Source organism: Chitinispirillales bacterium ANBcel5 (assembly GCA_029688955.1).
In the GTDB taxonomy this organism is placed as follows: domain Bacteria; phylum Fibrobacterota; class Chitinivibrionia; order Chitinivibrionales; family Chitinispirillaceae; genus Cellulosispirillum; species Cellulosispirillum alkaliphilum.
On record JARUKZ010000010.1, the window covers coordinates 39,661 to 51,275 of the forward strand.

The 11,615-nt window shown below is 40.8% G+C and carries 13 protein-coding genes; 1 reads left to right on the forward strand and 12 read right to left on the reverse strand.

Annotated elements, in window-relative coordinates; translation table 11 throughout:
- Positions 1-17 precede the first annotated feature (17 nt).
- The 7 genes from ruvB to smpB form a co-directional block, all read right to left on the reverse strand.
- Positions 18-1,058, reverse strand: coding sequence for a Holliday junction branch migration DNA helicase RuvB (ruvB, locus tag QA601_07335; protein MDG5814883.1), 1,041 nt, complete (start codon positions 1,056-1,058; stop codon positions 18-20).
- Between the two features lie 13 nt (positions 1,059-1,071).
- Positions 1,072-1,689: a Holliday junction branch migration protein RuvA gene (gene ruvA / locus QA601_07340; GenBank protein ID MDG5814884.1), complete on the reverse strand. Its 618-nt coding sequence runs from the start codon at positions 1,687-1,689 to the stop codon at positions 1,072-1,074.
- Between the two features lie 18 nt (positions 1,690-1,707).
- A complete protein-coding gene (gene ruvC, locus QA601_07345) occupies positions 1,708-2,205 on the reverse strand; it encodes a crossover junction endodeoxyribonuclease RuvC (GenBank protein ID MDG5814885.1) in 498 nt (165 codons plus the stop codon).
- A 48-nt stretch (positions 2,206-2,253) separates the two neighbouring features.
- A complete protein-coding gene (locus QA601_07350) occupies positions 2,254-3,000 on the reverse strand; it encodes a YebC/PmpR family DNA-binding transcriptional regulator (GenBank protein ID MDG5814886.1) in 747 nt (248 codons plus the stop codon).
- A gap of 159 nt (positions 3,001-3,159) precedes the next feature.
- Positions 3,160-3,984 carry a glutamate racemase gene (gene murI / locus QA601_07355; GenBank protein ID MDG5814887.1) on the reverse strand — a complete coding sequence of 275 codons (825 nt, stop codon included), beginning with the start codon at positions 3,982-3,984 and terminating at the stop codon, positions 3,160-3,162.
- Positions 3,981-5,483, reverse strand: coding sequence for an N-acetylmuramoyl-L-alanine amidase (locus QA601_07360; GenBank protein MDG5814888.1), 1,503 nt, complete (start codon positions 5,481-5,483; stop codon positions 3,981-3,983). The genes murI and QA601_07360 overlap by 4 nt, the downstream gene beginning before the upstream one ends.
- A gap of 2 nt (positions 5,484-5,485) precedes the next feature.
- Complete coding sequence (gene smpB / locus QA601_07365) at positions 5,486-5,932, reverse strand: SsrA-binding protein SmpB (protein MDG5814889.1); 447 nt, start codon at positions 5,930-5,932, stop codon at positions 5,486-5,488.
- 208 nt (positions 5,933-6,140) lie between these two features.
- On the opposite strand from smpB, the gene QA601_07370 reads away from it, so the two are divergent.
- Positions 6,141-6,485, forward strand: coding sequence for an HIT domain-containing protein (locus QA601_07370; protein ID MDG5814890.1), 345 nt, complete (start codon positions 6,141-6,143; stop codon positions 6,483-6,485).
- Between the two features lie 14 nt (positions 6,486-6,499).
- Here the strand turns inward: QA601_07370 and QA601_07375 are convergent, their stop codons facing one another.
- The 5 genes from QA601_07375 to murC all read right to left on the reverse strand — a co-directional run bounded on the left by QA601_07375 (position 6,500) and on the right by murC (position 11,614).
- Positions 6,500-6,676 carry a hypothetical protein gene (locus tag QA601_07375; protein ID MDG5814891.1) on the reverse strand — a complete coding sequence of 59 codons (177 nt, stop codon included), beginning with the start codon at positions 6,674-6,676 and terminating at the stop codon, positions 6,500-6,502.
- A gap of 70 nt (positions 6,677-6,746) precedes the next feature.
- A complete protein-coding gene (gene ftsZ, locus QA601_07380; GenBank protein ID MDG5814892.1) occupies positions 6,747-8,102 on the reverse strand; it encodes a cell division protein FtsZ in 1,356 nt (451 codons plus the stop codon).
- A gap of 62 nt (positions 8,103-8,164) precedes the next feature.
- On the reverse strand, positions 8,165-9,400 hold the full coding sequence (gene ftsA, locus QA601_07385; protein MDG5814893.1) for a cell division protein FtsA: 1,236 nt from the start codon (positions 9,398-9,400) through the stop codon (positions 8,165-8,167).
- A gap of 35 nt (positions 9,401-9,435) precedes the next feature.
- A complete protein-coding gene (locus tag QA601_07390) occupies positions 9,436-10,260 on the reverse strand; it encodes an FtsQ-type POTRA domain-containing protein (GenBank protein ID MDG5814894.1) in 825 nt (274 codons plus the stop codon).
- Complete coding sequence (murC, locus tag QA601_07395; GenBank protein MDG5814895.1) at positions 10,253-11,614, reverse strand: UDP-N-acetylmuramate--L-alanine ligase; 1,362 nt, start codon at positions 11,612-11,614, stop codon at positions 10,253-10,255. Before murC ends, QA601_07390 begins: the two co-directional genes overlap by 8 nt.
- Position 11,615 lies beyond the last annotated feature (1 nt).

Sequence of the window (11,615 nt, forward strand, 5' to 3'; positions counted from 1 at the left end):
CTCCTATGAAATATTGGTTAAGTAAAGAGGTTTGTCTGCGATCTGTTCTGAGGAGGTATACGTGCAAAGTGCTTGTATGTTTTCTCAGTGACTTCTCTTCCTCTTGGTGTTCTTTTGAGAAACCCAGACTGAATCAAAAAGGGCTCATAAACCTCTTCTATCGTATCTGATTCTTCAGCTACTGCCACAGAAAGCGTATTAAGGCCAACAGGTCCTCCCCCATAGTGATCAATAATAGAGAGTAATATACTTCTATCCATTTCATCGAGACCACACCTGTCGATCCCCAAGAGGTTCAGGGTTTTATTAACTATTGGCACATCAATGTTTCCGTTTCCTTTAACCTGAGCAACATCTCTGCATCTTCGTAAAAGTCTGTTTGCAACTCTTGGAGTTCCTCTGGAGCGTTTTCCCAGTTCCAGAGCCGCATCCTTTTCACATTGTATACCAAGAATAGAAGCAGATCGAAGAATCACCTTCATTAGTTCATCTGCAGAGTAATAGGAGAGTCTGCAGACATACCCAAAACGTGCATGCATAGGAGAAGTCAACATACCAGCTCTGGTTGTTGCACCTACAAGTGTAAAGGGCTTAAGATTCAAACGTATTGAGCGTGCTGCAGGTCCTTCGCCTATAGTGATATCAAAAACAAAATCCTCCATTGCCGGATACAGAAACTCTTCTACAACCCGGTTAAGTCTGTGGATTTCATCGATAAAGAGTATTTCTCTTGGTTCCAAATTAGTCAGGTTACCTGCGAGGTCCCCTTTTTTCTCCAAAACAGGTCCCGAAGTGGTGTGTACTTCAACACCAAGTTCGGATGCCAGTATTCTTGACAGGGTAGTTTTACCGAGCCCAGGAGGACCACAGAAGAGAACATGGTCGAGTGCTTCACCTCTTTGCTTTGCAGCCTCGACAAAAATTCCCAGATTTTCTTTTATTGACTCCTGGCCGACAAAGTCACTGAATTGCTCAGGTCTAAGTGCGTTATCAAACTGAACTTCTTCATTATCCCTGTTGTTTCCAGAGAGTATTCTTTGTTGCTGATCTTCGTTCATTTCGCATTTCCAGTTATATTACCTGAAGAGCCATTTTGATCCATTCATCAACAGCTGCATCGCTTGTGATCACCTCTTCAACACGGGCCATTGCGCGACCAACCTGTTTATCATTATACCCCAGAGCAACCATAGCGGCAAATGCTTCGTCCCGCAATGGCAGTGAGTCTTTGGATATAACAGAACTCTTTTTTGAAGAAGAAGGGATACATTCTATGTTGGATGAGAAATCTTTCAGTTTATCTTTAAGTTCAACGATCAAACGCTGTGCTGTTTTTGCCCCTATTCCGGGTACTTTTTCAAGAGCAGAGGGGTCTGAGGCATTTACGCTTGAAACGAGCCTTTCTACACTTACCCCCGAAAGTATACTAATAGCTACTTTGGGGCCAACTTTGCTTATATTAATCAAATGACGAAAAATTTCTCTATCTGATCTGGAGCTGAACCCATACAGCTTTACAGCATCTTCCCGAACATAATAATGAATAAAGAGTTTTACTTCCTCGCCTTCATCGGGTAACAGTTCAAATGTTGAGATAGGGATAATCACCGAATACCCTACCCCGCTACATTCAATTGCTACCTGCATTAATTCTTTTTCAGAAAGAATTCCACGAATATATTCTATCATACCGTTTTTTCCTGTAAATCAGCGAGTTGTTTTTAATGCAAAGAGTTGTTTACTACACTGAAAGTCGCACAGAGCCACAGCAAGCGCATCATACGCATCGCTTCGCATATGTTTATGCGGAGGTGAAAGGAGCATGTTAACCATATACTGCACCTGTTCTTTTTTCGCATTACCATTGCCTGTCACTGTTTTTTTTATTTCCCGTGGAGTATATTCCCGAACTGATGCACCAGATTTAGCAGCGGCCAGCATCGCAACCCCTCTGGCGTGGCCTAAAACCAAAGTTGTATGAACATTTTTCCCATAGAAGGCCTGCTCAATGCATACAAAATCCGGTGAGTGTTGATTCATCTTCTCCCATAGCCCATCATAAATACACTCAAGACGAAGCCAGAGCGAGGCTGCGCTATCGGGGGTTATAGCTCCTGAGTCGATCCAGGACACTCGATTGCTATCTACTTTTATTACACCATACCCTGTGGCCATAGTGCCAGGATCAACTCCGAAAATAACCATATCACTCCCAAAACACTACAAGAAATAAATTTTACTGAGTTTAATTACTTATCGTAATTTATCCATCTCTTCATCATCAATATCAAAAGCGGCATAGACATTTTGGGTATCATCAAGCTCATCAAGAATATCTATAAGTTTCAGCACTTTTACAGCAGTATCGCCTTCTACTTTCACCGGATTTTCAGCTATTTTAGTAACTTCGGCAGAAGCGGGTTCGATACCTACGTTGGTCAGTGCCTCTCTTACACTTTCAAATGATTCTGGGTCGGTGCTGATTTCAAACTCATCCCCATCAAGAGCCATATCTTCAGCCCCCGCTTCGAGCGCTATTTCCATAAGCTCATCTTCAGGCTTTTGATCCTTTGCAACTCTTATAACCCCTTTGGATTTAAACATCCAGGCAACAGAGTTTGACTGTCCCAAATTTCCTCCGTGCTTAGAAAGTGCATGACGTACTTCCGCTACAGTACGGTTTCGGTTATCAGTCATCGATTCGATCATTATAGCCACACCACCAGGCCCGTAGCCTTCAAAAGTAATCTCTTCATACGTTACTCCTTCAAGCTGCCCTGTGCCTTTTTGTATTGCAGTTTCGATATTTTTACTCGGCATATTAGCAGCCCGTGCACTGGTGACTGCGGAACGTAAACGGGGGTTTGCAGTAATATCACCTCCACCCATCCTTGCTGCTATTGATATCTCTCTGATCAGCCTGTTAAATAATTTACCCCGCGCTGCATCAGCTTTACCTTTTGCTCTCTTTATTGTTGCCCACTTAGAATGTCCTGACATTGTACTCTCACTTTCTGTAAAAATTAGACACTGATAAAAAACATAAGCTTACATAGAGGATAGATTACAAGTCAGGAGGGCGTACCTGATCCCATCGAAGCGGCAGTCTAACTTTATTTTTAATAACATATAAGCATGATAAAACATATTTACATAGAATCATTTTACCAATTCCTCAAGGGAAATCTTTTCGATTGCGGGAATTTGCTGCCCCAAAAAGGCTTCGGCAAGCACCTCAAAATGAGTTGTAAGATCAGTAACCATAAAGCTGCTTTTTGAAATTCCACCGTTGGTATCCGGGGATAGCGCATCAAGAGCAGTTAAAATATCCTGTGCTTCTTTAGCCGTCCATAGAGCACTGTCAAGAAGTTGCATACGATTTCCTACTGTCCCCTGAATGACTTCCATAAGAAGAGGATAATGTGTACAGCCAAGAATAAGACAATCAACTCCCAAATCAATCATGTCGTAAAGATAGTGTTGAGCAACCAAACGAGTGATATCGCTATCGAGCAACCCCTCCTCAACCAGTGGTACAAACAGAGGGCAGGGTTTTCCATAAACTTTTATATCTTTATCGATTTTGTGAATAGCAGTTGCGTACGAGTTTGTTCTGATAGTTGCAGCTGTACCGATTACTCCAATTTTCCTCTCAGCAGTTCTAAGCACAGCAGCCCTTGCCCCTGGCAAAACGACACCAATTACCGGTATCTCCTTTATTTGCTGCTGAAGATTTTGCAACGCAACAGATGAAACGGTATTGCATGCAACAATGAGAAGCTTTATATCCAGGTCCATGAGGAATTTAGCATCCTGGAGCCCAAAGGTGGTAATGGTATCTTCTGACCTTTCACCATAAGGACATCTTGCTGTATCACCAAGATAAAGCACCCGTTCACCAGGCATAAGGCGCTGAATTTCACGTATTACGGTTAATCCCCCCAACCCCGAATCAAAAACCCCTATTGGCCGAGCATCACTCATAGTCCAGCCTCAATCTGATGTTTAAATTGAACGATCGCCTCGCTAATGGAAGCGGCCATTGTGTCCTGAATTTTTTTATCATTCAAAAGTTTTTCCTCTGCAGGATTAGAAATAAAACCAGCTTCAATCAGCACAGAGGGCATATACGCTCCGTTTAGAACCCAAAAATTTGCTTGTCCCACACCAAGGTGCAGCTTTGGCATATAGTTGGAAACAGGCCCTGTTGAAAGAGTTTGGTCTATCAAAATACATAAGTCCTGACTCAGTCTGAGGTATTCGTTGCCCGCAAGATCGATTAAAATATTTTGCAGGTTATCGTAGTTTTTGGGCTTATCCTCAAACTCAATTACAGCATTCTCTCTCATAGCCGCAAGCCGTTCGTGCTCATTTCGAGCCTGTGAGAGAAAATATACTTTGTACCCTCTGGTAGTCTCTCTTCTTTCCCTGGAGCCGGGGACTGCATTTGCGTGAACACTTATGAACAGATCGGCTTTCTTGTCATTCGCAAATTGAGTACGCTCCGCTAAGGGTATAAATTCATCCTTTTCCCTGGTCATATAAACGGTGAATCCAGCCGTTTCCAGATGTTTTCTGATTGCTAAGCACAGCTCAAGTACCACAGTTTTCTCTTTGGTCCCACCGGGCCCAATAGCGCCGGGATCCCTGCCACCATGCCCGGGATCTAAAACTATTGTCTCAAGCCTCGGAATCTCTATATGTGCAGGAAAACCAGCAGTATTCTCTTTAGACTCAAGGGCAGCGAGAGTAAATCCAATGGTGTTTGATTCCTTAGTGTACTGTAATTGCGATTTTTCAACGGGTTTATTAAGGCGAAAGGATATCTGGGATGAATTTTGGTACTGAACAGCAAATATCGAATCAATGAACCCGCCAGCCGTACTGTTATCAATGTTTTTAGCATTAATAGTTGCGTCAGAAAAAGTAATAGAGAGATCTGGGTGGATATAGCTTATTTCAAATTCAACAGTTTCTGTTACGCCGATATTTACTCTGGTTTCGTTTTCAGCAAAACTACATTGAACCGATTGAATAGTATACGATGATAAGCGAGGAGAGGATTGAATCAAAAGAGTATTACTGTCGGTTTTGTATTCAATAGAGGTGGAAGGAAATTTTGAATTAAACACTTCAAGCAATGTGCTTAGCGGTAAATACAGTGCACCACCTCTTCTTAGAGGAGAAACAGAGAGCTGATAAATTGAGCTATCTGAACTATAGAATGCAACATCCTGGGAGAAAGTGAGTTGTACTTGATCCTTAACTACAGTTAAACGCTGAGCAAAGGCTCTCCAGCGAAAGGTTGCACCCGCTTTAACAGCTAAATCAGATACCGACACCCACCGAACACCGGAGTGAGAGATGGACCGTACAGCTGTTTTTTTTCCATCCGGCTCATGAGTAACCGAGATGTTTGCATAAAGCGTTGCTGCCCAAAGTAGCAACATCAGAACCGAACTGAAGAGTGGCACCTTATTCATTACTATCGACGACTTTTCATTAATTGTGCAATTCGTCTATTTGATTCTTTTTCTGCGATTTTCTGACGTTTATCATGTTTCTTACGCCCTCTGCACAATCCTAACTCAATTTTAACCCACTGATTTTTAAAGTATATAGAAAGAGGAATCAATGTAAGTTGTTTTCTTTGCACCTCACTGCACAAATGCTCGATTTGCCTTTTATGCAAAAGTAGCTTGCGACGTCTGTAGGGATCTGGAGTATAAAGCCCGGACTGGTCGTAGGTACTTACATGCAAGTGGTTAATGAATATTTCGCCCCTGATGCATTGAGCATAACTGTCCATAAGATTGACTTTTCCGGCACGCAGAGACTTCACCTCTGCCCCGGAAAGAAGAATTCCTGATTCAACCTTCTCGAGAATATCATAATCACGGTATGCTTTTTTATTTCTGGCTATAATTTTCATGTGTTGAAAAATAGTTCCCGAATAAAGTTAATGGCAAAAAATGTATGTGCTACCCTACAGGCTAAACCTGCATAAGTTGTGTTTTACCCAGATTTTGCTAACAACCTCTTCCATACCTTTATTAATTTAAAACAAGCCCCTGGTAATTCAAAAGTATAAAACATGCTTACGTTTATTACGGTCCACATAATGGAATAAGGAGTCAGCTATGGAAAACTGCCTTTTTTGTAAGATTATCAAAAACGAGATCCCAGCCCAAAAGGTTTATGAAAACTCCACCTGCATCATAATCAAAGATATCGACCCCCAGGCCCCAATGCACTACCTTGCCATTCCTAAACGCCATTATGAGGCAATACATCAAATCCCCGCTGAAGAAAAACATATTTGTTGTGATCTTTTCGATTCAATATCAATGTTTCTCACAAAAGAAGGATTGGATCAAAAAGGATACCGCCTGGTCTTAAACTCCGGTAAAAATGCCGGGCAAAGTGTATTTCACATTCATGTACATATTTTAAGCGGTCGTGAAATGCACTGGCCACCAGGATAATTTCCACATCCAATCTAATTCATATCAGCTTTCAGAACATGAGTAGTCTGGTCTTCGGTATTAAACCAAAAAAGCACATAGTTTTCATAGACTGTAAAACAGTCATTGAAATTTTGCCTGTAACTGCAGGGAAAGATCTTTTTGTATTGCCTTTTTGCCAGACTGATTAATTTATCTTTAGTTTCTTCCATTTACACTTCCTGAATAAACCTTATAGACGGGTGTAGGCAGTTTTTTTGCATACACCCGTCTAGGTACTTTCTACTGCATCTGTTTTCTAAGAAATGTTGGGACATCCATGTCATCTTCGTACTGAGTAATAACGCTTCCTTTTGAAACATATACTCTTGCCTCTTTTCGAATGTCTTCCTTTTTTAAGAAAGCAGGTAACTCAAGAGGTGTATTGCTTTGGCTCTCCTCATTAGAGTCCTCGTTTATCATTGTTTCATTGGTCTCTTGTATATCAGTGGTTTCTATCGTTTGATCTGCAACCTCTGAATCAGACGGAGGAGGAACTACTTCCTTCTGTTTTTCCTTAGGTGCCAGAGGCATAGAAAGTTGCTCTACTTTTTTCTCTGATTCCTTTTTGTTTGGAGGAAGTTTAACAGCCATTTTTGGAGCATGCATTTCGTTTCGTTTTCTGTCGATCTCTTCATCGTTAAACCCTGTAGCGATAACGGTGACTCTAATTTCCCCATTTAATGAGTTATCGGTTACAGCACCAAAAATGATATTTACATCGGCATCTTCACCCACAGCATCATAGACAGTCTGAGTTGCATCACTTACATCGTAAAGAGTCATGTCCTCACCGCCAGAGATATTTATAAGAATACCACGTGCCCCATTGATAGAGATATCATCTAAAAGAGGGCTATTGATGGCAGTATCGGCAGCAAGAACAGCACGATTTTCACCTTCAGCATGCCCTGTACCCATAAGAGCATCCCCCATGCCCTTCATTATTGTTTTCACATCTGCAAAGTCCAAATTCACCAGTCCATGTACAGATATGAGATCAGAGATACCCTTTGTAGCCTGATAAAGGACTTCATCGGCAGTTTTAAAAGCATCAATTAAAGATGTTGATCTATCAACTATTGTAAGAAGTTTTTGATTAGGAATAACAATAATTGTATCTACATTTCTTCTAAGATCTTCTATTCCCTTATGGGCATTTTTATCCCTTACTTTCCCTTCAAAAAGAAACGGTCTGGTTACAATTGCCACGGTAAGAATACCCATTTCCTGGGCGATTTCGGCAACAACAGGTGCTCCACCAGTTCCGGTTCCACCACCCATTCCAGCAGTAATGAAAACCATATCTGCTCCTTCAAGCACAGCGGAGATTTTGTCTTTATCCTCCTCCATTGCCAGTCTTCCAACTTCAGGGTTGGCGCCAGCACCGAGTCCCTTTGTGACCCTTTCCCCAATCTGTATTCGATGAGCAGCATTGTTGTTATCCAACGCCATAGCATCAGTATTGACGGAAATAAATTCAACACCAGTCAAGCCTGAAGAAATCATTCTGTTAACTGCATTCCCTCCGGCTCCCCCAACTCCTATTACCTTCATTTTTGCGATTGTGTCGAAGTTTTCATCCATCTGAAACACCATAAATCCCTCCCTCAAGGTTTTGGTGATATGTGAAATAGTTCAATTATCAATTTCAAAAAAAATCAAAAGAATTCTTTTACCCATGTTTTCATTCTATCCAGTATCTTCTTAAAATTATCTTCACCTGAAAGGCTCTTTTTGCCTTTGCGGGTCTTGAAGTTTTCTTTTCCATACATACAAAGGCCAATACCGGTCGAGTGAAGAGGTGATTTGGCTGCCTCCGTTAACCCCCCAAAGCCATCAGGTAATCCCAGTTTAACTGGCATTTCAAATACTTTTTCAGCAAGTTCCTGTACCCCCTCCATCAAAGATCCACCGCCAGTTAAAACTACGCCGGCTCCCAGCATATCAGAATAATCTGTTCTTTTTATTTCTCTCAATGCAAGTGACAGAATCTCCTCCATTCTGGGCTCAATTATTGAAGCAAGCACAGCTTTTGATACTTCACGCTGTTCGCGTCCCCCAACACCGGGTACACTAATGAATTCATCACCCTTAACAAGTGGCGTATAGGCGCATCCATATTGCTTTTTAATCTCCTCAGCCCTATCTACCGGGGTACGAATTCCAATGGCAATATCACTGGTTACATTTTTACCACCCAAGCCCACTACTGCAGTATGTCGTATACTTTCATCAAAATAGATAGCTATATCGGTGGTTCCACCACCCATATCAAGTAGTGCGACACCAAGTTCCTTTTCATCATTTTCAAGTACCGAATAACACGATGCAAGTGGTTCAAGTACAAGATCAATCACTTTCAGTCCGGCCTTATCAACACTTTTGAAGATATTTTGAGCACTAGTTACAGCTCCGGTAATGATATGAACCTGGGTTTCAAGCCTAACACCACACATTCCTATAGGGTCTTTTATTCCCTTTTGATCATCTACAATAAATTCCTGAGGTATAACATGAAGAATTTCTCTATCCATTGGAATTGAAACTGCCTTAGCAGCATCTATAGCTCTCACCACATCAAGTTCGGTAATTTCGTTATCATCCCTTGATATAGCCACCACCCCTTTACTATTAATGGCTCTTATATGATCACCAGCAATACCTACCCATACCGAATCCACATCAACACCTGCCATCAATTCAGCTTCTTCGACGGCCTTTTGAATGGACCTTACAGTTTTATCTATATTTACTACTACTCCCTTACGCAATCCATCTGAGGGGCTTACTCCAACACCAACGATCTTTAATTCACCACTTGAATCAAGTTCACTTATTATACAAGCTATTTTTGTAGTACCTATATCCAAGCCAACAAAAACATTATCTTCCATTTTTACTCTTCCCTTTCCCCAACATTTCGTAGCCCCTAATCCCTGTTTTCCATTCTTACAAAAGCCATATGTTGAAAGCTTAAATTTACAACAGAAGGCGTTTGATTTGCTGAACTCAACAGTTTTCTCATTTTCGCTGCTTTGTTCAACTGAGACTGAATGTCTTTAATTGTTGCTATATATTGAATTCCAGAGCCCTGGAAATTGAAAGTTAGTTCACCCTGTTTACCTATGTTTATTGTAGCCATTTGTTTATAAAAGTTTTCTCCTATTTCATGGGCAGAATCTATAAACTTTAGCACCTGTTCTAAATAGTTCTCACGTACTCTGTTACTATCGATGTATTCTGCTATGCCTGATAGTACAGGAACTTCATAAAATTCACCTTTAGAAGTTGGAAAAATGAATCCATCCCTATCCATAAGCACCATTTTGTTTAAAGGAATCATTGCAACAGGTTTTCGTCTTGTTATAGTAATGCTTAAAACACCATCGATTCCCCTTCGAACACGAACGTGTTCTACACCCGGCAATGTCAGTAAGGCGTCCCGAATATCCCTGGTACTGATATTATAAATCTTATCTGTAAGCAAGGTATCAATATGAGTCATAATATCGTTTTCTATCTCTTTATTAGTTCCATAGACTCTGATACTGGTAACATCCAGCAGATCTGATTCATCAATAGCTTCAATAGCATACTGAATCCCTCTTCGTGCACCCTTAAAAGTAAACCAGAGAAACGGTATAATTATAGCGATTAAGAGAAAGAGCCTGAAAAAGAGTTTTTTACGTTTCTTTCTTATTTCCTCTTTTTTTTTCTGATTTTTCCTGTAATTTGCTCCGACTCTTTTACCCACGCTTCAATTCCTCTGCAAACTGTGCTGCTATTTGCCATATATCTCCTGCACCCATAAAAACCACAGCATCTCCAGCCCCTACACAGGCGTTTAATTTAGTGATAATTGCTGTCTTCTCAACATAATGAGCCTTTTTGTGTCCTAACGAATCGATATGATCAATTATCAGCTGAGAACTGATCCCGTCTAAAGGTTTCTCCCTCGCTTTAAATATATCGGTTATCACAACCTGATCAGCCAAGCATAAGCTTGAAGCAAAACCTCTGGCAAAATCTCTGGTTCTACTATATAAATGAGGTTGAAACACCGCGATAATTCTGTTATAATTTCCATGTGCAGCGGCATTGAGAGTAGCTTTAATCTCTCCTGGATGATGAGCATAATCATCAATAACCGTCACAGAAGAAGACCCGGTATTTAAAATATCATACCTTCTCTTTACTCCCTGAAATCCTGCCAAAGTCTTTTTTATTTTTTCTATACCGATACCCATTTCTACAGCTACAGCAATAGATGCAAGTGAATTTCTGAGATTATGAGCACCAGGAATATTTATAGTGATTGACTCCGTAAAAACATTATTTATAAAGAGATTAAATGTTGAAGCGGCATCTTTGTATTGAATGTTTTCAGCTCTGTAGAAAGCAGATTTATCAGTTCCGTAAGTAATAACAGTTCTGCTTATTTGGGGAATAATACCCCTAACAACAGGATCATCAACACATGCTACTACCGCTCCATAAAAGGGAACTTTCTCTGTAAATCTGATAAATGTATCTTTTATATCTTCAAAATCTTTATAACAATCAAGATGATCTGCTTCAATATTGGTAATAACAGCCATTGAGGGATTCATTGCAAGAAAAGATCTATCGTATTCATCTGCTTCCGCTATAAGCAATCTGCTTTTACCAACAATAGCATGAGCCCCTGTATTTCTTAACATTCCACCAACTAAAACAGTAGGGGAAGCATCAGCATCAGAAAATATCGATCCAGCCAAAGACGTTGTTGTGGTCTTACCATGTGTCCCAGCTATACAAACTGAGAAATACTTTTTCATAATATCTCCCAGTACCTCAGCCCTGCGCATTACAGGTATCCCTTTATTTACAGCATATACCCTTTCAAGATTATCATCTCTCACTGCACTGGAATACACAAGCAACTCAGCTTCTTTAACGAGTTGCGGGGAGTGATCGTACTGAATTTTTATACCCAATGAAGCAAGTCGTTTGGTTTCCGCAGAACATGCCTTGTCACTTCCTGTTACCGTATGTCCACTAACATGAAGTACTTCAGCAAGTGGGCACATTCCAGCCCCACCGACACCGACCATATGTATTTTTTTCACA